This is a genomic window from Myxococcus faecalis, from assembly GCF_050039385.1.
GTDB classification, from domain to species: Bacteria; Myxococcota; Myxococcia; order Myxococcales; family Myxococcaceae; genus Myxococcus; species Myxococcus fulvus.
In genome coordinates, this window is record NZ_CP144336.1 from 5,785,916 (window position 1) to 5,808,983 (window position 23,068).

23 protein-coding genes and 1 pseudogene are annotated in these 23,068 nt (G+C 71.1%); 15 read left to right on the forward strand and 9 right to left on the reverse strand.

The features are described 5' to 3' along the window. The first annotated feature begins 5 nt into the window (after positions 1-5). Positions 6-413: a F0F1 ATP synthase subunit epsilon gene (locus VZQ01_RS23185; RefSeq protein ID WP_141330323.1), complete on the forward strand. Its 408-nt coding sequence runs from the start codon at positions 6-8 to the stop codon at positions 411-413. 18 nt (positions 414-431) lie between these two features. On the opposite strand, the gene VZQ01_RS23190 is transcribed toward VZQ01_RS23185, so the two are convergent. Next, a complete protein-coding gene (locus tag VZQ01_RS23190) occupies positions 432-1,109 on the reverse strand; it encodes an ArsR/SmtB family transcription factor (protein WP_223749556.1) in 678 nt (225 codons plus the stop codon). Between the two features lie 251 nt (positions 1,110-1,360). Between VZQ01_RS23190 and VZQ01_RS23195 the strand changes: the two genes are divergently transcribed. From VZQ01_RS23195 to VZQ01_RS23250, 12 genes are all read left to right on the forward strand, one after another. Then, positions 1,361-1,963 (forward strand): flavin reductase family protein, encoded by a 603-nt coding sequence (locus tag VZQ01_RS23195; protein WP_223749557.1) that lies wholly within the window; start codon positions 1,361-1,363, stop codon positions 1,961-1,963. Between the two features lie 138 nt (positions 1,964-2,101). Continuing rightward, on the forward strand, positions 2,102-2,485 hold the full coding sequence (locus VZQ01_RS23200; protein ID WP_223749558.1) for a group I truncated hemoglobin: 384 nt from the start codon (positions 2,102-2,104) through the stop codon (positions 2,483-2,485). A 19-nt stretch (positions 2,486-2,504) separates the two neighbouring features. After that, the gene (locus tag VZQ01_RS23205; RefSeq protein ID WP_223749559.1) at positions 2,505-3,476 is read left to right on the forward strand and encodes a 2Fe-2S iron-sulfur cluster-binding protein; all 972 of its coding nucleotides are present in this window, start codon (positions 2,505-2,507) and stop codon (positions 3,474-3,476) included. A 21-nt stretch (positions 3,477-3,497) separates the two neighbouring features. Beyond that, on the forward strand, positions 3,498-3,944 hold the full coding sequence (locus tag VZQ01_RS23210; RefSeq protein ID WP_223749560.1) for an RrF2 family transcriptional regulator: 447 nt from the start codon (positions 3,498-3,500) through the stop codon (positions 3,942-3,944). Beyond that, entirely contained in the window at positions 3,941-4,201 is a 261-nt protein-coding gene (locus VZQ01_RS23215) for a hypothetical protein (RefSeq protein WP_046716700.1), read from the forward strand. The genes VZQ01_RS23210 and VZQ01_RS23215 overlap by 4 nt, the downstream gene beginning before the upstream one ends. Positions 4,202-4,605: 404 nt before the next feature. Further along, a complete protein-coding gene (locus tag VZQ01_RS23220; RefSeq protein WP_223749561.1) occupies positions 4,606-5,634 on the forward strand; it encodes an ADP-ribosylglycohydrolase family protein in 1,029 nt (342 codons plus the stop codon). Positions 5,635-5,802: 168 nt separating this feature from the next. Then, positions 5,803-6,207, forward strand: a complete 405-nt coding sequence (locus tag VZQ01_RS23225; protein WP_426735172.1) for a phage holin family protein — start codon at positions 5,803-5,805, stop codon at positions 6,205-6,207. After that, positions 6,204-6,713, forward strand: coding sequence for a hypothetical protein (locus VZQ01_RS23230; RefSeq protein WP_223749563.1), 510 nt, complete (start codon positions 6,204-6,206; stop codon positions 6,711-6,713). Before VZQ01_RS23225 ends, VZQ01_RS23230 begins: the two co-directional genes overlap by 4 nt. 45 nt (positions 6,714-6,758) lie before the next feature. Then, the gene (locus VZQ01_RS23235; RefSeq protein WP_426744564.1) at positions 6,759-8,063 is read left to right on the forward strand and encodes a cytochrome ubiquinol oxidase subunit I; all 1,305 of its coding nucleotides are present in this window, start codon (positions 6,759-6,761) and stop codon (positions 8,061-8,063) included. Continuing rightward, on the forward strand, positions 8,053-9,078 hold the full coding sequence (locus tag VZQ01_RS23240) for a cytochrome d ubiquinol oxidase subunit II (RefSeq protein WP_426744565.1): 1,026 nt from the start codon (positions 8,053-8,055) through the stop codon (positions 9,076-9,078). The genes VZQ01_RS23235 and VZQ01_RS23240 overlap by 11 nt, the downstream gene beginning before the upstream one ends. Positions 9,079-9,475: 397 nt before the next feature. Next, entirely contained in the window at positions 9,476-12,118 is a 2,643-nt protein-coding gene (locus VZQ01_RS23245) for a hypothetical protein (protein ID WP_426744567.1), read from the forward strand. 60 nt (positions 12,119-12,178) lie between these two features. Then, complete coding sequence (locus VZQ01_RS23250) at positions 12,179-12,583, forward strand: DoxX family protein (protein ID WP_141325714.1); 405 nt, start codon at positions 12,179-12,181, stop codon at positions 12,581-12,583. Positions 12,584-12,589: 6 nt separating this feature from the next. On the opposite strand, the gene VZQ01_RS23255 is transcribed toward VZQ01_RS23250, so the two are convergent. The 3 genes from VZQ01_RS23255 to VZQ01_RS23265 all read right to left on the reverse strand — a co-directional run bounded on the left by VZQ01_RS23255 (position 12,590) and on the right by VZQ01_RS23265 (position 14,983). After that, positions 12,590-13,102 (reverse strand): hypothetical protein, encoded by a 513-nt coding sequence (locus VZQ01_RS23255; RefSeq protein ID WP_223749568.1) that lies wholly within the window; start codon positions 13,100-13,102, stop codon positions 12,590-12,592. Between the two features lie 54 nt (positions 13,103-13,156). Further along, positions 13,157-13,927, reverse strand: a complete 771-nt coding sequence (locus tag VZQ01_RS23260) for an SDR family NAD(P)-dependent oxidoreductase (RefSeq protein WP_141325712.1) — start codon at positions 13,925-13,927, stop codon at positions 13,157-13,159. 81 nt (positions 13,928-14,008) lie between these two features. Next, on the reverse strand, positions 14,009-14,983 hold the full coding sequence (locus VZQ01_RS23265) for an alpha/beta hydrolase family protein (protein WP_426744570.1): 975 nt from the start codon (positions 14,981-14,983) through the stop codon (positions 14,009-14,011). A 113-nt stretch (positions 14,984-15,096) separates the two neighbouring features. Here VZQ01_RS23265 and VZQ01_RS23270 point away from each other — a divergent pair, with 113 nt between their 5' ends. Continuing rightward, a complete protein-coding gene (locus VZQ01_RS23270; protein WP_426744571.1) occupies positions 15,097-15,999 on the forward strand; it encodes a LysR family transcriptional regulator in 903 nt (300 codons plus the stop codon). Between the two features lie 332 nt (positions 16,000-16,331). Here the strand turns inward: VZQ01_RS23270 and VZQ01_RS23275 are convergent, their stop codons facing one another. The 4 genes from VZQ01_RS23275 to VZQ01_RS23290 all read right to left on the reverse strand — a co-directional run bounded on the left by VZQ01_RS23275 (position 16,332) and on the right by VZQ01_RS23290 (position 20,164). Then, positions 16,332-16,799 (reverse strand): hypothetical protein, encoded by a 468-nt coding sequence (locus VZQ01_RS23275; RefSeq protein ID WP_141325709.1) that lies wholly within the window; start codon positions 16,797-16,799, stop codon positions 16,332-16,334. An 85-nt stretch (positions 16,800-16,884) separates the two neighbouring features. After that, positions 16,885-18,474, reverse strand: coding sequence for a glucose-6-phosphate isomerase (locus tag VZQ01_RS23280; protein ID WP_426744573.1), 1,590 nt, complete (start codon positions 18,472-18,474; stop codon positions 16,885-16,887). 87 nt (positions 18,475-18,561) lie between these two features. Then, positions 18,562-19,467 carry a sterol desaturase family protein gene (locus tag VZQ01_RS23285; protein WP_141325707.1) on the reverse strand — a complete coding sequence of 302 codons (906 nt, stop codon included), beginning with the start codon at positions 19,465-19,467 and terminating at the stop codon, positions 18,562-18,564. A 22-nt stretch (positions 19,468-19,489) separates the two neighbouring features. Next, positions 19,490-20,164 (reverse strand): TetR/AcrR family transcriptional regulator, encoded by a 675-nt coding sequence (locus VZQ01_RS23290; protein WP_223782869.1) that lies wholly within the window; start codon positions 20,162-20,164, stop codon positions 19,490-19,492. 549 nt (positions 20,165-20,713) lie between these two features. Here VZQ01_RS23290 and VZQ01_RS23295 point away from each other — a divergent pair. Next, positions 20,714-20,923 (forward strand): annotated as a pseudogene (locus VZQ01_RS23295) (M23 family metallopeptidase); the annotation flags it as partial. A 231-nt stretch (positions 20,924-21,154) separates the two neighbouring features. On the opposite strand, the gene VZQ01_RS23300 reads toward VZQ01_RS23295, so the two are convergent. Further along, complete coding sequence (locus VZQ01_RS23300) at positions 21,155-22,852, reverse strand: GTPase (protein ID WP_408888866.1); 1,698 nt, start codon at positions 22,850-22,852, stop codon at positions 21,155-21,157. Between the last annotated feature and the right edge of the window lie 216 nt (positions 22,853-23,068).

Genomic DNA, 23,068 nt, shown 5'->3' on the forward strand with positions numbered 1-23,068 from the left:
GCGTCATGGCCAAGCTGACTGTGGAGATTGTCACCCCCGAGAAGCGCATCCTGTCGGTGCAGGCCGACGAGGCCATCGTGCCCGGAGGCAAGGGCCTGTTTGGCGTGCGGCCGGGGCACACCCCCTTCCTGTCGCTGATGGAGCCGGGCGCGCTGACGCTGGTGGATGGCGGCAAGCGCGACGCGTACTTCGTCGCGGGCGGCTTCGTGGAGGTCGCCAACGATAAGGTGCTCGTGCTGGCCGACGCCGCCGAGCACGTGTCCGGCATCGACGTGGAGGGCGCGCGCAAGCGCCTGGGTGAGGCGCAGGACCGGCTGAAGGGCCTGTCCTCCGAGGACGCCCGCTACGAGCTGGAGCAGGCCACGGTGCGCCGCGAGGCGGCCCGCATCGGCGCCGCGGGCGCTCGCGCCTGAGTCGGTGTCCTGGCCGCTTCAGGGCCAGGACAACCCCAGCTCCCGGTCGAATCCCCGCCGGCCCTCGACGGTGAGCCGCACTCCGCGGCCCTCGGGCCGGCGCGCAATCCAGCGCCGCGCGAACAGGCGCTCCGCCAGCGCGGCGCCCAGCGCTCCGCCGATGTGAGCGCGTCGCTCGCTCCAGTCCAGACAGCGCCGCGCGAAGGCGCGCCTGCCTTGTGACAGCGCGTCCACGTCCACGCCCCACCTGGTGATGAAGCGCGCGCCCTCGGGTGTCAGCGCGTAGCTGTCGTCGCCTGTCTCCAGGAGGCCGCGGCGCTCCAGGCCGTCCGCCAGTGCGACGCCGAGCGTGCCCGCCAGGTGGTCGTAGCAGGTCCGCGCGAAGCGCAGGGGTTCGGGGACTCGCACGGTGCCCTGGCGTGTGGGGACCAGCAGGCTGAGGGCTTCGAGTGCGCGGGCGACGTCGGGCGTGGCGAGCCGGTAGTAGCGGTGACGGCCTTGAACCTCGACGCGGACGAGGCCGCCTTCGAGCAGCTTCGCGAGGTGGCCGCTCGCGGTTTGCGGCGAGACGCGGGCCTCCTGCGCGAGCTCTCCGGCGGTGCGCGCGGGCCCTTCGAGCAGGCGCGACAGCATGCCCGCGCGGGCCGGGTCTCCGATGAGCGAGGCGGTGAGGGCGAGGTCGAGCGGGTGGGGCATGGCGGGAGTCTGTGCTGTGCGGACGCGAGGACGTTTCGGCGTGCACCGAAGTATCTCGGTTGGCGGATGAATGCAGAAGCGAAGCAACTCGTTCGGTATGCGTTTGTCGAGCTGGCGAGCCACCTCGGGGCATCGACTGGGCTTGAGAGAGCTGCTGCATCCCACGTTGCACACGGTTCGGCGCGCACCGAAGCATCGGCACGTCCGCGCGCACTACTCACGCGGGCATGACCGACACGCCGCGACACCGTGTGATTGCGCCTCGCATCCTCTACTTCGGCACCCCCGTGGCCCTCTTGAGCACGCTCCAGGAGGACGGCTCGCCCAACCTCACGCCGCTGTCCTCCGCGTGGGCCCTCGACGACAGGCTGGTGCTCGGCCTGGGGATGCTGGGCCAGGGGCTGGAGAACCTGCGCCGCACGGGTGAGGCGGTGGTGAACCTGCCCTCGGCCTCACTGTGGCCCCAGGTCGAGCGCCTCGCGCCCACCACGGGCCGCTTCCCCGTGCCCGACACCAAGCGCGCGATGGGCTACCAACACGAGCCTCGCAAGTTCGAGCGCGCGGGCCTCACGCCACTCCCCTCGGACACCGTCTCACCCCCACGCGTGGCCGAGTGTCCGCTGCAACTGGAGGCCGTCTTGTTGGCGGCGCACATCTCCACCCCCACGCCGGAGTCCTCCTCCGACTTCGTCATCGCCGAGCTGCGCGTCACCCGCGTCCACGCGCACGAGCACGTCACCGTGCCCGACACCCACCACGTCGATGTCACGCAGTGGCAACCGCTGCTCTATGTCTTCCGTCACTACGTGGGCACCGGGCCCGGCCTCGGGCGCAATTTTCGCGCGGAGACGTGACGCGCGCGCAAACGTTGCGCCGCGGCATCGGCGGATTCCCTCGATTCGCTTGTCTTGTCTTTCCGAATTGACGCCTGACTTGAATCGATGCATTTGAAATGCATCTTTAAGCCCGGTCGGGCGGAAGGAGCAGACGCGATGAGCACGGCGGCGCAGGAGAAGAGCGTTTACGAGCAGATTGGCGGAGAGCCGGCGATGGCGGCGGCGGTGGACGTGTTCTACCGGAAGGTGCTGGCGGACGACCGCATCAGCCACTTCTTCGAGGACGTGGACATGGAGCGCCAGTCGGCCAGGCAGAAGGCCTTCCTGACGATGGTGACGGGAGGCCCGTCGACCTACTCGGGCAAGGACATGCGCGCGGGCCACGCGCACCTGGTGAAGCGCGGGCTGAACGACGTGCACTTCGACGCGGTGGTGGAGCACCTGAGCGCGACGCTCCGGGAGCTGGGCGTGCCCGAGCCGCTGGTGGCGCGCGTGCTGGCCATCGCGGGCGGCGCTCGCGCCGACGTGCTCAACCGCTGACGGGAATGAGAGGCTCGCCATGGCCACGGTGAAGCACGAGTCGCGGTGGTATCCGCTGGAGCCCGAGGAGAGCGTGCTGGACGGGCTCCTGCGACAGGGCGTCGCCGTGCCCCATGCGTGTCGGGCCGGCGCCTGTCAGTCCTGCCTCATGCGCGCGACGGCGGGCGACGTCCCGGAGGCCGCGCGCGTGGGCCTGAAGGACACGCTGCGCGCGCAGGGCTACTTCCTCGCCTGCATGTGCCGCCCCTCGGCGGACACCGCGCTGGAGGTCTCCGGCGCGGACGCGCTGCGAGTCCCCGCGCGCATCGCCTCATTGGACCTGTTGTCCCAAAGCGTCCTGCGCGTACGGCTGTCCACGGACGCTCCGCTGGACTACCGCGCGGGCCAGTACGTGTCGCTGCTGCGGGCGGACGGCCTGGCCCGCAGCTACTCGCTGGCGAGCCTCCCTCGCGAGGGCCTGCTGGAATTGCACGTCCGCCTGGTGGCGGGCGGCGAGATGAGCGGCTGGCTCGCTCGCGAGGCGCGCGTCGGTGACGCCGTGGCCGTGCAGGGCCCCGCGGGCAGCTGCTTCTACGTCGACGGCCGCCCCGAGCAGTCGCTGATTCTCGCGGGCGCCGGCACGGGGCTCGCGCCGCTGTACGGCATCGCGCGCGACGCGCTGGAGGCGGGACACCAGGGCCCCATCTGGCTGTTCCACGGCGCGCGCACCCCCGAGGGCCTCTACCTGACGCGCGAGCTGCGCGAGCTGGCCGAGCAACACGCGGGTTTCCACTATCGACCGAGCGTGCTGACGGGCGGCTCCCGGGACGTGGCCGAGGGAGCGCTCGACGCCGTCATCCGCGCCGAGTGCCCCAAGCCGGTGGGCTTCCGCGCGTGGCTCTGCGGCGACGCCGATTTGGTGTTATCCCTGCGCAAGAAGCTCTTCCTCTCCGGGCTTGCGCTCAAGGACCTCCACGCGGACGTCTTCCTGCCGAGCACACCCAGGGCGTAAGGCCGTCGGAGCCCGCTGACCGTGCACCTCACCCTCCACGCCGACTACTCGCTGCGCGTCCTGCTCTACCTCGCCGCCCGCCCCGGAAGGCTCGCCTCCACGCAGGAGCTGGCGGACGCGTACGGCATCTCCAAGCACCACCTGGTGCGCGTGGTGCAGACGCTCGCGGGCGAGGGCTTCGTGGAGGTCAAGGCGGGGCGCTCGGGCGGCGTGACGCTGGCGAAGGCGACGAAGGACATCCGCGTGGGCCGCGTGCTGCGCGCGGCCGAGCCGGACTTCGAGCTGGTGGAGTGCTTCAACCGCGAGCGCAACACCTGCCCCATCGCCCCCGCTTGTGGACTGAAGGGCGTGCTCGCGGAGGCACGTGAGGCCTTCCTCGCGGTGCTGGACCGGTACACACTGGCGGACCTGGTGGGCCGCTCCCGCAAGGACCTGGCCGACCTGTTCCTCCCGGTGATGGCGCCATGACCTCCGCTCCCCTCGAGTTGTTCCACCGCATCGCCGACCCGCCCTCCGCCGTGGCGCGCCGCTACATCGTCGACCACGCGCTGGAGGACCGCGTCATCTTCCGCAACCTCGTGTACGCCGAGGCGGAGCTGGACTGGACGCTGCACGGCGGCCACGCCACGCCCGCGCTCTGGGACGGCAAGCAGCTGCACCAGGGCGCCGAGGCCGTGGTGGCCCGGCTCCAGGCCGTCGTCAACCTGGGCCGCGACGACGCGTGACGCGTGACGGCGCGTGTGCCGACTTGCGCGCGCCGCTGCCACCTCCCCACTCCTCGTGCGCCATGCGCTCCGTGCGAGTCGCCGCGCTCAAGCTTCGGGAGTTGGACACGTGTACAGGTGTGCCTGGGCGCCCGGGTGCTCGGACTTGCCGCGCGCGTGCTGGTTGCGGTAGTCAGCCCACCCCGCGCACGCGTCGGCGGATGGGCTCGAACCAGGAAGGGTGGACGGTGATGATGGCGTGCGGCCTGGAGTGTGACGTCGGAATCGCTCGTGTGGCGAACGCGAGTGTGCTCCTCCCGCGCGAGTCAAGCCCCCACGCACGTCAATCCACCACGAGCTTCGCGCGTTTCGCGCGCTTCTCGCTGTCCGTCCAGCCCTGAGCCTCGGTTAATCTCCTCGACTCCATGCCGCTGACTCCCTCCGAGCGCCAGGACAGGTTCCATGCGGCGTTCGTGGGGCTCGCCATCGGAGATGCGCTCGGCTTCCCGCTGCGCGGCATCCCGCCCGCGAGCCTCGCGCGGCTGCCCGGGCTGGCGGAGGACTTCGCGCCCAGGCCTCGCGGCAAGTTCGCCAAGGGCCAGTTCAGCGACGACACGCAGCTCTTGCTCGCCTCCGCGGAGAGCGTCATCCGCGAGGGCCGCGTGGACGGCCGCAGCGCGGCGGCGCACCTGGCGTGGCTGTGGCAGGAGGGCATCATCCTCCAGCCGCCGCGCAGCCTGGCCGAGTCGCTCCAGCGGCTCTCCAGCGGCGTGCCGTGGATGAGCGCGGGCGCGCCCCTGGGCACGCTGTGCCCGTCGGTGCTCAGCCGCGCGCTGGTGGTGGGGCTCTTCGAGAGCGGCCAGCGCGCGAAGCTGCCGCATGACGCGGGCGTGCTCACCGTCATCACCCACAAGGACCCCGTCTGTGCCGCCGCCGCCGCCGCCTTCGCGCAGGCCGCCGCGCTGGGCATGGAGGAGGAGCCGCTGACGCCCACCGCCTTCTGCGAGCAGCTGTCGCTGGCGGCGGCCGTGCACGACAAGGGCCTGGCCGAGGAGGTGCGCCACCTGCCCCGCCTGCTCACGTGGGACACCACGCGCGCCCTGTCGCAGCTTCGCAAGGTGGGCGTGCCCCCCAGCGAGCTCAAGGGCGTGGACGGGCTGCCCGCGCACGTGGTGCCGGTGCTCTTGACGGCGCTGTACGCCACCCTGCGCGTGCCCCACGACTTCCGCGAGGCGGTGGCGCTGGTGCTGCGTTGTGGCGGCGAGGCGGACGTGGCGGCGGCGCTGACGGGCGCGCTGGTGGGCGCCCACCTGGGCACCCGCGCCATCCCCGCGCGCCTGCGCAAGGCCGTGCTGTACGTGGACAACCTGGTGGACACCGCGGACCGACTGTTCCGTGCCCATCAGGTGCGCGAGACGCTGGCCACGGCGCTGGCCCACCAGCGTCGGCGCTGAGGGGGCCCCCAAGGCGAGCGGGCAGGCGGGCTCCACGCCCCACTCCCGGACGGGCTTCTCGCGCTCGTCCGCCCTGCCCACCTTGTCCGGAGGAGTGGGGTCAGGTGCGGCCGAGCGAACGAGCGAGCACCCGGGAGTCCCCCTCCGCGAGCGCGGGAGAAGGACGTCGTGGACCTCGAATCCGAACGCCTGGAGCGCAGCCAGCTGGAGTCACTCTCCACGGCCGAGCTCATCCGGCACGCTCTGGCGGAGACGCGCCTGCTGGTGCGCGCCGAGGTGCTGCACGCCAAGAAGGAGCTGCGCGACGAGCTGAAGGCCGCGCGCACCGCGGGCATCCTGATAGGCGCGGGCGCGGTGCTGGCGCTCACGTCGCTGGCGGTGCTCTTCGTGGCGCTGGGGCTGGCGCTGCCCCTGGGCGCGGCGCTGGGCGTGCTGCTGGTGGGCGTGGTGCTGCTCGCCGTCGCCGGCGGGATGCTCTTCATGGGCACCAGGCGCCTGCCGAAGAAGCCGCTGGCGCACACCCAGGAGCGCCTGAAGCTCGACTACCAGCTCACGCGGGAGACGCTGCAATGAACGACAACGGCCGGAGCGGCAACGAGCTGGCGGAGCGTCAGCAGCACGTCGACCATCGCATCACCCGTGGCATGGATGACCGCAAGCAGGTGGAGCAGACCGCGGACCGCATCCGCGACGAGCTCCTGCTGACGCTCGAGGAGCTGGACCGGCGCCGAGGGCGGATGCTCGACGTGCGCTACCAGGTGCAGCAGCACTCCAGCGCGCTCGTCGCCGCGGGCGCCGTGGCCATGGTGCTGGTGGGCTCGGGCGTGGGCCTGGCCATCTACCGCGCGCGCCGCCGCGACGAAATCCTGCGCAAGAAGCGCCGCAAGGCCCTGCAGCGCGCCTGGGAGAACCCGGACCAGGTCGCCTCCAGCGCGAAGGAGCGCCCCATCGGCGTGGAGCTGGGACGCAAGCTGGTCCTCATCTTCGCCACCGCGCTGGCCACCGCCGTCGCCAAGAACTCCGTGCAGACGCTCGTGCCTGCTCGCCAGCCTCCGAGCCCCGCTTCGTTGCCTGAGTAGAATCTCTAAATGCGCCGGAAATACATATAACGCATTCTGATGTGCATGACGGACCTGCTCTATGCGCGGGCGCAGATGGGGCTGTCGCTCGGCTTTCACATCGTCTTCGCGGCGGCGGGCGTGGCGTTGCCGGTGCTCATGGTGTTGAGCGACTGGAAGGCGCGGCGCACCGGTGACGCGGACTACGTGAAGCTGAGCCAGAAGCTGGCGAAGGGGACGGCCATCCTCTTCGCGGTGGGCGCGGTGAGCGGGACGATGTTGTCCTTCGAATTGGGCCTGCTGTGGCCGGAGTTCATGGGCCGCTACGGCGAGGTGATTGGCCTGCCCTTCAGCCTGGAGGGCGTGGCCTTCTTCACCGAGGCCATCTTCCTGGGCATCTACCTGTACGGCCGCCAGCGGGTGTCGCCGAACCTCCACCTGTTCTCCGGCGTCATGGTGGCCTTGAGCGGCGCGGCGAGCGCGTTCTTCGTCACGCTGGTCAACGTCTTCATGAACGACCCGTCGGGCTTCGTGGCCACGCCCGACGGTCCCACGAACATCCAGCCGCTGGTGGCGATGTTCAGTCCGGGCTGGCCGTACCAGACGGCGCACGTGCTGCTGTCCTGCTATCAGGCGAGCGCGTTCGCCATGGCGGGCATCCACGCGTTCGTGCTGCTGCGCCATCCAGGCGCGGCGTTCCATCGCAAGGCGCTGTCGGTGGCGCTGCCGCTCGCGTGTGTCACCGCGCTGCTCCAGCCGCTCGTGGGGGACCTGTCCGCCAAGCACGTCGCGAAGGCGCAGCCGGTGAAGCTCGCGGCGATGGAGGGCCACTACGAGACGGAGCGCGGCGCGCCGCTGCGCCTGGGCGGCGTGGAGGTCCCCAAGGCCCTGTCCATCCTGGCCTTTGGAGATCCACACGCGGAGGTGAAGGGGCTCAACGAGTTCCCGAAGGACACGTGGCCCCCGGTGGCCAAGGTGCACGGGGCCTTCCAGGTGATGGTGGGCACGGGCTCGCTGATGGCGCTGCTCGCGCTGGTGACGCTCGTGCACCGGTGGCGAAAGAAGGCGTGGCCCTCGGGGCGGAAGATGATGCGGGCGTGGCTCGTGTCGGGGCCGCTGGGGTTGGTGGCGCTGGAGGCGGGGTGGCTCGTCACCGAGTGGGGACGGCAGCCCTGGATTGTCCGCGGGGTCATGCGCACCGCGGAGGCGGTGACCCCCGTGCCGCATCTGGCCGCGCCGTTCTGGACCTTCACCGCCGTGTATCTGTTCCTCGGCGTGGTGGTGGTGTCGCTGCTCCTGAGCCAGGTGGCGGGCACGCTGCCGGGGCGCGAGGAGAAGCACGACGAGGGAGGCGAGGCCCATGTCCACTGACGTCCTGCTCGGCTTCCTGATGGCGGGGACCTTCGTCCTCTACGCGCTCTTCGGCGGCGCGGACTTCGGCGGCGGTGTGTGGGACTTGCTGGCCTTCGGGCCGCGCAAGGCGGAGCAGCGCGCGCTCATCGCCCGGGCGATGGGCCCGGTGTGGGAGGTGAACCACGTCTGGCTCATCGTCGGGCTGGTGCTGCTGTTCGCGGGCTTCCCGCGCGCCTTCGCCGCGCTGAGCGTGGCGCTGCATGTCCCGCTGACGCTGCTGTTGCTCGGCATCGTGTTCCGGGGCGCGGCGTTCACCTTCCGCACCTATGACACGCGAGGGGACGCGGCCCAGCGCAGGTGGGGGCTCGTCTTCAGCGGGGCGAGCGTCGTGGCGCCGCTGCTGCTCGGCATGTGCGTGGGCGCGGTGGTGAGCGGCTCCATCCGCGTGGAGGGGCGCGTGGTGGTGAGCGGCTTCTTCGCCTCGTGGCTGTCGCCCTTCGCGTGGGCGGTGGGCGTGCTCGCCCTGTCCCTCTTCGCCTTCCTGGCGGCGGTGTACCTGACGCACGAGTCCTCCACGCCAGGGCTGCGCGAGGACTTCCGTGCGCGCGCGCTCGGCGCGGGCGTGGCCGTCTTCGTGGCGGCGGTGCTGGTGCTGGTGCTGGCGCGCGACGGTGCGCCCCGGGTCTGGGAGGGGCTGTCCCGCTCACCCTTCGCGCTGGCGCTGCACGCGGCCACGGGCGTGTCGGCGGCGGCCGCCTTCGCGCTCCTGTGGACGCGGCGCTTCGCGTGGGCACGGCTGGCGGCGGCGCTCCAGGCGGGGCTCATCGTCCTGGGCTGGGCCGCGTCCCAGTATCCCTACCTGGTGGTGCCGCACATCACCCTGCGGGCCGCGGCGGCGAGCCCTGGCACCTTGAAGCTGCTGCTCGTCGCCATCGGCGTGGGCGCGCTCATCGTCATCCCCTCCGTCGTCCTCCTCTTCCGGGTCTTCCGCCCCCGACCCGAGGGCAGGTCCGCTCCACACCTCCAGGGGTGAGACAGAAAAATCCCGTCTCGTTGGAGTGTCCGAGTGGGAGGTCCGCGCCGGGTGTCTGTCTTTGCTCGGCGTGAATGACGCCCCGCATCCTTTTCCAGGCCGCTCGAATCTTTGGCTCCCGAGGTGAAACATCTCGTGAGGGCGGATGTGGTTTTTGTGTTTTCTCACGCAAGGAGTTGCAACCGCGGCGTTGATGAATGCATGACAGAAAGAAGCACCGCTTCTTCCTGACGTGGAGGTCGCCGATATGGGTGTCGTCCGTCGCGCGGTCGTGTCGCTGTGCTTCGTCGCGCTCCTGCTCCCGGGGATGTCTCACGCGAGTGAGTCCTTCGTGAATTGGGAGACCCCCCATGTGCACCCGCTGGATTTGACTCCTGACGGTAGATTGCTATTGGCGGTGAACACGGCGGACAACCGGCTGCTGGTGTTCGACACGACGTCGCGCAAGGGATTGGCGCTGTTGGCGTCCATCCCCGTGGGATTGGACCCGGTGTCGGTGCGGGCCAGGAGCAACACCGAGGCCTGGGTGGTGAACCACGTCTCGGACAGCGTCAGCATCGTCGACCTGCGACGCGCCACCGTGACGGCCACCGTGCACACCGATGACGAGCCCGCGGACGTCGTCTTCGCCGGCCGCCCCGAGCGCGCCTTCATCACCTGCTCCCAGGTGAACCGGGTGCTGGTGGTGGACCCGCGCCGCCCCGACGCGACGCCCCACCGCCTCACCCTGAAGGGCGAGGACCCGCGCGCGCTCGCGGTGAGCCCCGACGGCCGCTTCGTCTACGCCGCCATCTTCGAGTCCGGCAACGGCACCACCATCCTCGGCGGCGGCTCGCTGATTCCGGACGCGTACCCGCCCAACGCGGTGAGCGACGCGCGCGGCCCCTACGGTGGCGTGAATCCTCCGCCCAACGCGGGCACCTCGTTCGTCCCCGCGCGAAACCCCTCCAACCCGCCGCCTCCGCCCGTGGGCCTCATTGTGCGCAAGAACGGGCGCGGCCAGTGGTTCGACGACAACCGGGGCGACTGGACGGACCTGGTGAGCGGCGCGAATGCCTCCGCGTCCGGTCGCCTCCAGGGCTGGGACCTGCCGGACCGGGACCTGGCCATCATCGACACGGCGTCGCTCGACGTCACCTATGCCACGCGGCTGATGAACCTGAACATGGCGCTGGCGGTGCATCCCTCCGGCAGCGTCACCGTGGTGGGCACGGACGCGCGCAACGAGGTGCGCTTCGAGCCGAACGTCAACGGCCGCTTCCTGCGCGTGCTGATGGCGACGGTGGACCCGCGCCGGCCGTCCTCCTCCACGGTGAAGGACCTCAACCCCCACCTCGACTACGCCACGCCCACGGTGCCGCAGTCGGTGCGTGACCTCTCCCTCGGTGACCCGCGCGGCGTGGTGTGGAACGCGCGCGGCACGCGGGCCTTCGTGACGGGGCTGGGCTCCAACAACGTGGTGGCGGTGGGGCAGGGCGGCTCTCGGCTGGGGCAGGTGGCGGTGGGCGAGGGCCCCACGGGCATCGTCCTCGACGCGGGGCGCGAGCGGCTCTACGTGCTCAACCACTTCGGCGCGAGCATCTCCGTGCTCAACGCGGACCGGCTGGAGGAGCTGTCGCGCGTGGCCTTCTTCGACCCGTCGCCGAAGGCCATCAAGGTGGGCCGCAAGCACCTCTACGACACGCACAAGACGTCGGGCCTGGGGCACGTGTCCTGCGCGTCGTGCCACGTGGACGGGCGCATGGACCGGCTCGCGTGGGATTTGGGCGACCCGAGCGGGACGGTGAAGGCGCTGGACGGCCAGAACCTGGGCATGGGCCTGCCGCTGCCGCCCTTCGAGGCGTGGCACCCGATGAAGGGCCCCATGACGACGCAGACGCTCCAGGACATCATCGGCAAGGAGCCGCTGCACTGGCGCGGAGACCGCGCGAGCCTGGAGGAGTTCAACCCCGCCTTCGAGGGCCTGCAGGGCGACGACACCCAGCTCACCCCGCGCGAGATGAGCGAGCTGCGCTCCTTCCTCGCCACGCTCACCTTCCCGCCCAACCCGTTCCGCAACCTGGACAACTCGCTGCCGCGTGACTTGCCGCTGCCGGGCCACTACACGACGGGCCGCTTCGCGCCCGTGGGCACGCCGCTGCCCAACGGAGACGCGACGCGGGGGCTGGCGCTGTTCCGTCCGCCGCGCCTCCTGGCCCAGGGGCTCTTCGCGTGCAACACCTGCCACACCTTCCCGTCGGGGCTCGCGGTGAGCATGCAGTGGAACGGCGCCATGTGGATGCCGCTGCCGAAGGGCGCGATGGGCGAGTCCCACCACGCGCTCGTGTCCACCGACGGCAGCACCAACGTCACGCTCAAGGTGCCGCAGCTGCGCAACCTCTATGAGAAGGTCGGCATGGAGCTGACGCAGAAGGAGAGCCTGGCCGGCTTCGCCTTCATCCACGACGGCAGCGTGGACTCGCTGTCGCGCTTCATCACCGAGCCGACCTTCAACCCGGAGAGCGACCAGGAGGTGGCGGACCTCACCGCGCTCCTGCTGTCCTTCGCGGGCTCGGAGCTGCCGCGCGGCTCGGCCACGGACATGTTCCTGCCGCCGGGGCCCGACTCCAAGGACTCCCACGCGGCGGTGGGGCAGCAGGTGACGCTGTCCTCGGCGACGCCCGCCCAGTTCGTGCGCGTGCTCCAGTTCATGTCCCTGGCCGAGCAGGGCAAGGTGGGGCTGGTGGCCAAGGGCGTGCGCCAGGGTGAGCCGCGCGGCTTCACCTACGAGGGCAACGGCGTCTTCCAGTCGGACCGCGCCTCCGAGAAGGTGGGCGCGTATCTGCTGCTGGCGGGAATCCGCCCCGGCGCGGAGCTGACCTACACCGTGGTGCCCGCGGGCTCCGAGCGGCGCATCGGCGTGGACCAGGACGAGGATGGGATGCTCGACCGGGACGAGCTGGACCGGGGGCGCAGGCCGGACCGGCCGTACGACGGCCGGCACCTCGTGGAGGCCGAGGGGGCGGGTCAGGTTGGCCCGGTTGCGACCGCGGATTTGTAACCCGTATCGTCGCGCGCGGGGGGCTGCGAGTCAGCCCATGTGCTCCTTGGAGGCGTGTGCATGAAGCTGAAAGTCGCGTACTGGGTCGTCACCGCGCTGGTCTCGCTGTCCGCCGCGGGCTCCGCCTTCATGTACCTCACCGACGCGCCGCCGATGGTGGCCGCCTTCGAGCACCTGGGCTACCCGGCCTACTTCCGGACCATGCTCGGCATCGCCAAGGTGCTGGGCGTGCTGGCGCTGTGGGCTCCGCTGCCGCGCACGCTGCGGGAGTGGGCCTACGCCGGCTTCGCCATCGACTTCGTGGCGGCGGCGGTGTCTCACACGGCCATGGGGGACCCGGCGGGCAAGTCCGCCGTTCCCGTCGCCATGTTCGTGCTGCTCATCACCTCGCACCAGCTCTGGCACCGCGTGTCGTCGGGTGCTGGCGTGGAGTCGGTGCCGCAGGTGCGGGCTGCCGGAGCCTGACGTCGCTCAGGGCGTCTGGGGCCAGGCGACGCGGGGCTCCTCGTCGCCCTTGGCCACCAGCACGCTCACGTCGTCCGCGAGGTCCTCCGAGTCGAGGGCCTCCAGCACGGTGTACACGCCGGCCTTCTCGTCCATCACCAGGCAGTACACGCGCAGGTGGCCTTCGCGCAGCTCGCCGCCCTCCACCTCGCCGTTGCCCGTCCAGCCGAGCGCGTCGGTGAGCAGCTCCTCCACCGCGACGCGCTTCTCCACGTCGTGGCCGGTGCCCTTGCCCTCGATGGGGTACTGGACGATGAGCGTGGACAGGCTGTCGGGCTCCACCTCGTCGTAGCCCTCCTCGATGAGCGGGCCGGCCACGTCGGCGATGGCGAAGTCGGGGTCCTCTTCCGGAGGCAGCGGCGCGTCCTTCTGCTCGCCCACCTCGCCGACGAAGCCCCAGTGCGTGGTGAGCACGCCCTCATGGACCCACGCCTCCCAGTAACGGAGGCGGTCGCCTTCCTTCTTGTAAAGCTTCAGCAATGTAAGACCCCAGGGGAGGGCCCTGCATAGCATGACGCTGGGGGTCCGCCGCGTTCAGAAGGCGCGGCCCTGTCCACCGTCCACCGGGAGCGTGGCGCCCGTCACCCACCGGGCGCGCTCCGAGCAGAGGAAGACGACCACGTCCGCCACCTCCTCGGGGGTGCCGAAGCGGCCCCAGGGCAGCTCGTTGCGCACCATGCGTGCGACCTTCTCCGGGTCCGCCTTCTGGCGTTTGTCCCAGCTTCCGCCCGGGAAGAGGATGGAGCCGGGGGCCACGCCGTTGACGCGGATGTGGTGGCGCGCCAGGTCCACGGCCATCTCCTTGGTGAGCGCCGTCAGGCCCGCCTTGGCCGTGGTGTAGGGGGCGCTGGTGGCGTACTCGCGGCCGTAGATGGAGTTGATGTGGATGATGCAGCCGCCGCTGTTGGCGCGCATGACCTCCACGGCGGCCTGGCTGCACCACACCGCGGACAGGAGGTTGCCGTGGAGCACGGTGGACCACTGCTCGGCGGTGGCCATGTCGAACGCGCCCGCGCCGCCGCTGCCGCCCACGTTGTTGACCAGGATGTCCAGCGAGCCGAACGCCTCCACCGCCGCGTCCACCGCAGCCTTCGCGCCCTCCTTCGTGGACACGTCCGCGACGACGGTGGCGATGCTCGCGCCCGAGGAGCGCAGCTCCTTCGCGGTGGCCTCCAGGGCGTCCGCGCCGCGAGCGCTCAGGCACACCCGAGCGCCCTCCTTGGCGAGTGTCGCCGCGATGGCTCGACCGATTCCCCGGCTGCTCCCCGTCACGAGGGCCGCCTTGCCTTTGAGCTCCAGGTTCATGGGCCCGCGTTCTACTTCAGGGCACATGGGGGGAATGGGACGGAGTGTGGGGGTTGCCCGACATTCGACGGCCGGGTCCGGTTACCGGGGGTTCACCGGCCGGGGTGTGAGGGCCTGGATGGCGAGCCACTCCACGGCCTCCTCCCAGAGAGAGGCGCGGGAGCCCTCGCGGAAGAAGCCGAAGTGGCCGATGGGGTGGCCCGCCTGCTTGGGCGTCACCCGGCGGTGGTCGACGAGCGCGTCCGCGTAGAAGCCCAGCAGGTGCTCCACGGCATCCTTCGAGGCGATGGGGTCGTCGGAGAAGCTGTAGGCCCGCACGGGCAGGTAGAGCGACGCGTAGGACTCGCGGCGGGGCTCGCCGCCCTCGCTGAGGAGGTAGTTGGGGTCCAGGCACCAGCGGGCCCACTGGCGGGCCACGCCCGCGGGCAGGTCCTCCACGGTGCCGGCCCAGCCGGGCAGCTTGCCGAAGGCGCGGGTGAGGGCGGGCGTCAGCACGCGCCAGTTGAGGGCCATGCGCAGCCGCTGGGGGAAGAGCTTGTAGTAGCCGGAGCCGGCGGCGACCGTGAGCAGCGCGGAGACCTCGCGAGCGTTCTCGGCGAGGCCGAGCAGCTGGCCTCCCACGCTGTGGCCGACGAGCAGGAGCCTGCGGCCGGGGAAGCGCTCGCGCACGGCGGCGATGGCGCCCGCGAGGTCCTGGCGTCCCCAGTCCTCCAGGGTGGCCTCGAAGCCCTCGAGCTTCTCGGGGCGGGAGCCGCCGATGCCGCGGTAGTCGAAGGTGATGGTGGGGAAGCCGCGCCGGGCGAGGAAGGCGGCGAAGCGCGCGTAGTAGCGCTGGCGCGCGCCGGTCGCGCTGCTGATGAGCACCACCGCGCCCACCTCCGCGCCCTCGTGGGGGAAGAGGGTGGCGGACAGCGGGTAGCCGTCCAGGGCCTGGAGTCGGAAGGGGACGCCGGTGCTCGGGCTGGCATCCGCCACCGTCAGTCGCTCCTCCTGGGGGAGGTCGCGCACGGTGGGGCCCGCGTCCTGTTCCAGCACCGGCGCATGAGCCATGGACATGGTGTTCTCCTGTGTTTCATGCGGCGCCTGCCTGGGCGTCCGCGGCTTCGTCCCGTCCGAGATAGCGCTGGAAGTGCTGCGGGAATGCAGGACTTTGCTGCACCATTGCAGGCATGGATATGCGATGGGACGACCTGCGCTACCTGCTCTCCGTGGCGCGCCAGGGCTCGCTCGCCGGGGCGGCGCGGGAGCTGCGCGTCGATGCGACCACGGTGGGGCGCAGGCTGACGGCGCTGGAGAAGGCGCTCGGGACGCGGCTGGTGCTGCGGGGCTCGCGCACGCTGGGGCTCACCGAGGACGCAGAGGCGGTGGTGGCGCGTGCGAGGGAGATGGAGGACTCGCTGCGCTCGCTGCATGACGCCGTGTCGGCGGAGGCGAGGGTGGAGGGGTCGGTGCGCATCGCGGCGACGGAGCACCTGGCGCAGGCGTTGTTCGCCGCGCACCTGGGCGTGCTGCATGCGCGCCATCCGGGGTTGAACGTCGAGCTGTTGGTGGGGACGGAGCTGGTGGACCTCCAGCGGGGGGACGCGGACATGGCGCTGCGGTTGGTGCCGCCGCGAGGGGACGCGCTGGTGGTGCGCAAGGTGGGCGAGATGGCGTTCTCGATGTACGCGTCTCAAGGCTACCTGCGGCGACACGGCGCGCCCCGGCCCGGGGACTTCAAGGGACACACGGTGCTCGTGTACCGGACGGGGCTGACGTCGGGCGAGGAGTCCGAGGAGCTCAAGCGGGTGACGGCGGGAGGGCGTCGGTTGCTGCAGAGCAACAGCACGTCGGCGCTGCGCGAGGCCGCGGCGGCGGGGCTGGGCGTGGCGTTGCTGCCGTGCCTCACGGGTGGGCGTGATGTGCGGCTGACGCGCGTGGGCGCGGAGGTGCTGGCCAAGCGGCCGTTGTGGCTGACGTTCCACAAGGATTTGCAGCGGAGCCTGCGCGTGCGGGCCACGGCGGACTGGGTGGCGGAGGTGTGCCGGCGCGAGAAGGCGGGCCTGTCCGGCACGGAGTCGCGCGGGCGCTGAGCGACGAGGTCAGGAGCGTGGCTTGTTCGGAGCATCATCGTGCGGACGCGCCGAGTCATGAGACGCGGAGCGCACGCTGCCAGGGCATGTAGCGGAGCTCCACTCGCGAGGGACAGTGATGTGCGGAGGCTCAGTGCGCGAGCGAGCGGCCCCGTCCCGAGGGCGCGGTATCGAGTCCTCGTTCGCGCCACTTGTGGGCACGGCGAATGGCAGGGTGCCCCCATGCATCCGCTGGGAGCAGGTGACACCCTCTGCTCGCGGTCGAGCGCTGACTCACCGGACCTCTTCGTCGAGGAGGCTCGACGACTGTGGGGGTCGGCTGACGAGCCTGCCTAGACCGCGAGGAGCCGTGAGACCTTCAGCAGCATGGCGGGGATGAGGTCAGTCCACATGCATGCCGCGAGATAGCTCCCCGCGGCGCCCAGGTAGCAGAGGCTCTGCGAGGTCGCGTTGTCCTTGTCGCGCTGAACGGCGCTGAGCCCGGCCGGGAGCGCTGCGCCGAAGCCGACGACGTACCACAACAGCCACCACGCCTCGGGGCGAGTCTCCAGCGATGCCTTGACGGCTCCCGCGAGAATCAACCCTTGGACCGAGCAGAGGATGAACAACACGCTGGTGATGACGACATTCTCCGTCCGCCTCGCGGCCTCGGAGGTGGCGGCGTCACCGTCATGCCCGCGCGCGGCCTTCCGCGAACGAGCCGAGGCCGCCAGCGCGAAGGCGACGAAGCACAGCCCCACCGCATAGGAGTAGAGGACGTCGAACAGGTACGCCTTGAGGGTGAACCAGAGAAACGACATGGGTCTCCGCCAAGGGTTTCGTGAGGAGACGTCAGAGTCTCTGGGCCCGGTGCTCGAGGTCACCGGGCCTGCTCCACCACGAGGCTCACTTCACGTGGAAGCGGGCCTCCGAGGGGCTCGCGCCGCCCGAGCGCTGCACGCCGCGCCCGGGGTTCGCGGCCAGGTGCTGGAGCACCTTGAACACCGTCTCCACCTCGTCCGGCTGGCCGATGTCCGCCGCGAGCTGCTCCGCCGAGCGCGCCTCCGCCTTGGCCTCCTTCAGCCGCGCCGTGAGCTTCTTCTGGATGTCCAGCACGCTGGTCGCGGCCTTCTTGCCCGCCTCGACGCCCGGCTGGTGGTACGCGTTGATGTGCACCAGGCTCGCGTACAGGCCCACCGCGCGCTCGTAGAGCGCGATGAGCGCCCCCACCGTGCGCGCGCTCACGTCCGGCACCGTCAGGGTGATGGACTCGCGGCCCTTCTCGTACAGCGCGCGGCGCGTGCCCAGGAAGAAGCCCAGCAGGTAGTCGCCGCTGGTGATGCCGCCCTCCACCTCCATCGACTCACCGTCCCGGTCCTTGAGGACCTCGATGAACGTGGCGAAGAAGTTCGGCACCCCCTCGCGCAGCTGCTGCACGTACGCATGCTGGTCCGTGGAGCCCTTGTTCCCGTAGACGGCGATGCCCTGGTTCACCACCTTGCCGTCCAGGTCCTTCTCCTTGCCCAGCGACTCCATCACCAGCTGCTGGAGGTAGCGCGACATCAGGAGCAGGCGGTCCTTGTACGGCAGGATGACCATGTCCTTCACGCCGCGCCCGTCGCCCGCGTGGAACCACATCAGCGCGAGCAGCGCCGCCGGGTTCTTCAGCGCGTCGCGCTGCCGCGTCGCCACGTCCATCTCCCGCGCGCCCGCGAGCATCCCGTCGATGTCCAACCCCTGCAGCCGCGCCGGCAACAGGCCCACCGCCGACATCACCGACGTGCGCCCGCCAACCCAGTCCCACATCGGGAACATGCGCAGCCAGCCCTGCTTCCTCGCGTGCTGGTCCAGCTCACTGCCCGCGCCCGTGACGGCCACCGCGTGCTTGCTGAAGTCGAGCCCCTGCGCCTGATAGCCACGCTCGGCCTCCAGCATGCCGTTGCGCGTCTCCTTGGTGCCGCCCGACTTGCTGATGACCACCGTCAGCGTCTCGGCGAGCTTGCTGCCCAGCTGCCCCAGCACCCGGTCCATCCCGTCCGGGTCCGTGTTGTCGAAGAACGACACCTGCATCTGGTCGTCCCGCGACGTCAGCGCGTCCGCCACCAGCTGCGGCCCGAGCGCCGAGCCGCCGATGCCCACCAGCAGCAGGTGCGTGAAGCGCGCCGCCTTCTGCGGCTTGAGCTTCCCCTCGTGCACGTCCCGGGCGAAGGCGTGCACCGCGGCCACCGTGTCGGTGATGTCCTTCGACAGCGCGGGCTCCGGGGCCAGCTCCGGCGCGCGCAGCCAGTAGTGCCCCACGCGGCGGTTCTCGTCCGGGTTCGCGATGGCGCCCTTCTCCAGCGCCTCCATCTGGCTGAAGGCCTCCTCCAGCCGAGGCCGCATCCGCTCCAGGAAGTCCGCCGCGAACCCCATGCGCGAGACGTCGAGGGAGAACCCCAGCGACGGGACGACGCTCAGATAACGCTGGTACCGCTCCCACAGCTCACGCTCGGTCATGGCTCCTCCTGGGGGCTCGCGCGAAGAAAAAGTGCCAGGTGGCTTAGCGCCTCCGAGCGGCCGTGGGAAGCCGAATGGGCCCCGGCCTCAGGCCGAGGGGCTCACTGTCTCCGGTTCCGAACTCGGCGGACCTTGTCGCGGCGTGGAGGAGTCCGCTGGCTTCCATGCGGGGTTGCGGAAGATGTAGCTCAGCCGCTGCCGCAGCGAGCCTCGCTTTGCCGCGTCCTTCGCGATGGAGGCGAACTCGTGGAACGCGATGCGCACCGGGTTGAACGTCTTCAGGTTCTTGGTGAGGCCGTAGACGGGCTTCTCACCCTCCGGCTCGAAGGTGCCGAACAGCCGGTCCCAGATGATGAGGATGCCCGCGTAGTTCTTGTCGAGGTAGCGCGGGTTGGCCGCGTGGTGCACGCGGTGGTGCGACGGCGTGTTGAGCACCCACTCGAGCGGCCGCGGCAGCCGGCCGATGGCCTCCGTGTGAATCCAGTACTGGTACAAGAGGCTCACTGACTGCTGGACGACAATCATCACTGGCGAGAAGCCCAGCAGCGCCAGCGGCGCCCAGAACACCCAGCTCGTCGGAGGCGTCCACGTCTGCCGCAGCGCCGTCGTCAAGTTGTAGTGCTGGCTGGAGTGGTGCACCACGTGTGATGCCCAGAAGAAGCGGCTCTCGTGGTGGACGCGGTGGAACCAGTAGTAGCAGAGGTCGTCCGCGAAGAAGAGGAGCACCCACGCGAGCACGCCCGTGCCCATGCGCAGCGGCGTCAGCTGGTACAGCGCCAGGTAGCCCGCGAAGGCCACGCCCTTCCACACCACGTTGATGAACACGTTGCCCAGCCCCATGGAGAGGCTTGCGAGCGAGTCCTTCCACGTGTGCCCCACCATGGCGGCGTTCTCCTCGCGCAGCTTCTTCACCCAGAAGAACTCGGCCACCACCGTCAGGATGAACACGGGAATGGCGGGTGCGATGAGGTCGGGGATGTGCGTGGCGTCCATGGGACACCTCCTTCAATGAAGCTCAGGACCTGGGGCGTGGGCGCGCTCGTTGCGGTGTCGGAGGAGAGAAGGCGCTGCGCATGAAGCGGGTGAGGGCATCCAGCATGCCGCGGTGGGCCGGGTCGTTCGGACGGGCACTGCCGCCCACGGCCGCGCCCTGCACGGCGTCCAGCGCCAGCTCCACCACCGCGTGGAACTCCGGAGACGAGGACGCCACGTCGGGGAACAGCTCGCGCGCCACCCGGTGCATGTTCTCGCGGTGGGGACCGTCCACGGCGGCGAGCGCCACGCGCAGCTCCGCGTCCGTGCGCGCCGCCACGTACAGCTCGATGGCCGCCTGCAGCTCCGGTCGCTGGTACGCCGCCCACAACATGTCCACCGCCGAGGCGATGCGGTCCTTGCCCGAGGGCCGCGCGCCCACGCCGGCGAGGTAGTCCTGGATGAGTCGGGGGAAGAGGTGCTCCACCGCCGCGGCGAGCAGCTCCTCCTTCGTGTCGAAGTGCGTGAAGAGGGCGCCCTGGGAGACGCCCGCTCGCTTCGCCACCTCCACCGTCGTCAGCCGGGCGTGACCCAGCTCCACCAACGTCTCGATGGTCGCGTCCAGCAGCTTGCGCCGCGTCGTCTCGCGCCGCTCCTGCTGCGTGCGCCGCACGGGGCGCGCCGCCTTGCGATCCGGGGTGGGGGTCTTGGGGGCCATCGTCACGCCAAGCATAACGCCGGACTTAATGAGTGACCAGTCACTAAGTTCGTGAGCCCTGGGCGGGCGCGTGCGAGAGGGTGATCCACGCGGCCACTCCCGCCGAGACGGTGAGACATGCGCCGACCTTTGTCGCAAGCGTGCCCTGCTCGAGGCTTTTCGCGGCGGGACCTCGGGCGGGCGAGCAGACAGGTGCACGTCCGCCATGGCGCGATTCGTCCTCGGAGGAAGTGGGTCATGGCCCAGCGGCCGGGCAGGCGAGCCCGAGAGGCCCTGGTGATAGTCCTCGCGGGTTCGAGATAATTCGTCTGGGAAATACCCCAGGCACTTGTCTCCGTTGTCCGCCGGCCCGATATGAACCTTTCCTCCGCTCTCCTTGTCGGCTCCCTCCTGGCGTCCGCGCCAGCGGCTTCCAACTCGATGGCCTCTCCGGCGGCAGACCTGCCGGAAGTGGGCGTCCCGTTTGCCTGTGGCCGCATCCACACGGTGAGCCAGGGACACGACACGGGCAGTCACCAGCACAACGACACGTTCGCCTGGGACTTCCGCATGCCGGACGGCACGCCCATCGTCGCGGCGCGTGACGGGGTCGTGCGGCTGGCCCGCGGTGACAGCACGAAGGGTGGCTGCGACGAGAAGTTCGCGCCCTACGCCAACTACGTCGTCATCTCGCACGGTGACGGGCTGGAGACGCAGTACCTCCACTTCAGCGCGGTGGTGGTGAAGCCCGGCGAGAGCGTGAAGGAGGGGCAGCTCATCGGCTTCTCCGGCTCCACCGGCTGGGCGTGCGGCGCGCACCTGCACTTCAAGGTGGCGCGCGAGGTGGGCAAGGGTTGGAACAACCCGTCCGTGCCCGCGCGCATCGCTGGCTACGGGGACCCGGTGCGCGACACGCGCGTGGCCGCGCCCATCTGCCGCGAGTCCGGCCGCGACACGCTCATGGCCACGACGGACGGCACGCACACGCCGGGCCAGCCCGTGGTGTCCATGTCACCGGAGCGCGAGGATTCGCCGCGCGGCCTCCCGCCCGGGGCGAAGGCCATCATCGACGGCCTCTCCCAGCCGCCGGCCCAGGGTGGCCAGGGTCTCGACGAAGCGCGCGCGCCCGCCCGAGCCCGCACGGCGAGCGGCCCCAGCGAGACTCGCTGAGGCCAGCAGCGCGCCCGCTCCGGCGAGCAGCGCGAAGAGGGCTCCCGCGTTGACGAAGTAGTCCAACGGCAACAGGGGGCCCTCCACGTAGGCCCGCACCACGCGGTAGCCCACGTGTCCGAGCAGCACCAGCAAGGGCAGGTTGATGAGTGGCAGCACCAGCCATCGCGCGGTGCGCCACCATCCCGCCACCGCTTCCCCCACGCCCGTGGTGACGGTGTAGCGCCACGCGGACGCTCGCGCCGCGCGCACCTCGTCGAGCAGCACGTCCAGCTCCGGCACGCCGAGCACCGAGGGCTCCAGGCCTCCGGCCCGCGCGATGCTGCGCGCCTCCGCCAGCGCGGTGCGCGCCGCGGACTCCACGCCGAAGTCGTCCTCGAAGGGCTCCACCACGGTGCTCTCCGCGGCGCGTGCGCGCGTGTGGCCTCGCACCGCGTCCACCACGGTGGAGGCCGCCGCCACCGCGAGCCCCGCGGGCAGGCTCGCGCGTCCCACCAGCGCCGCCGCGCCCAGGCCGCTCGCGCCCCACAGGGACAGCCGGAGGCCCCACGCCGCGGGCCCCCAGAAGCGTCCACCGGCCTGTCGTCGCACCTCCGCGGCCAGGTGGCCATGCGCGAGCTTGAGGCGTGAGTCGAAGTCCTCGCGCAGGCCCTCGGAGGCCTTCTCCATCCCGGAGCCCAGGGCCGTGCGCGTGCGTCCGAGCAGGGTTTCCGTCTCCTCGAGCGCGGCCTTCACGCGCGAGGACACCTCCTCCAGCGCGCCCATCGCGTTGCCGCGTCGCACGCGCGCGGCGATGGCCTGGGTGGCGAGTCCTCGGAGGTGGAAGAGGAGCGGGCCGAACTCGCCGGACACGTCACGGCCGTCCTTCGCCGCCTGCGCGCTGATGGCGAACACGGGGACGTCCTGGGGCGAAAGGCCGTACTGCTCCGAGGCGACGCGGCGCACCTGGGCCTTGAGCGTCTCGCGCGACTCGGCGGACAGCTCGTCGGCGAAGTTGAGGATGAACACGAGCGCGCGGCGGCGGGCGAACTCGGTGAGGAACTGGACCTGGGTGGCCTCCGCCACGCTGCCCCGGTGCATCACCACCAGCGCCACGTCCGCGCGCTCCAGCGCCGCGCGTGCGACGTCGCGATGCGTGGTGGCCACGCTGTTGAGGTCGGGTGTGTCGATGAACACCTGTCCGCCCCAGAGCGCCTGGGGGCCGGGCAGGTAGCGCGTGACGCGGGCGCCGGACTGGGCCAGCGAGTCGGCCGCGGCGCCCTCGGGGGCGAACACGGTGGCGACGGTGCTGGTGGGGCGGTCCACGCCCTCGCGCGAGAGGGGCTGCCCCGCGAGCGCGTTGAGGAGGGTGGACTTGCCGGCGCCGGTGGCGCCCACGAGCGCCACGGCGAGAGGAGCGTCCCGGCTCGCCACGCCGCGCGCGTAGTCGTCCACGAGTCGCTCCAAGCGCGCCGCATGCGGCTGGAGGGCTGGCAGTTCCAGGGCGGTCCGCAAGAGGGACCGCAGGGCTTCGGGCTCGGGCAGGCTCGTCTCGTCCACGGGGAGGGACAGCCTGTCCTGCCCGTGTCCCGGGGGCCAGCGCGAATGTCGTCGGACGTGCGCCAGCGTTCAGTGCGCGCCGGTGGCCTTGTGCACGACGGTGCCGGAGCGGGGTGCTCTCTCGGAGGGAGGGTCCGCCCTGGCCGCTTCCCGGGACCAGCACGAATGTCGCCGGGCCTGCGCCTGCGTTCGGTGTGCGCCGGTGGCCTTGTGCGT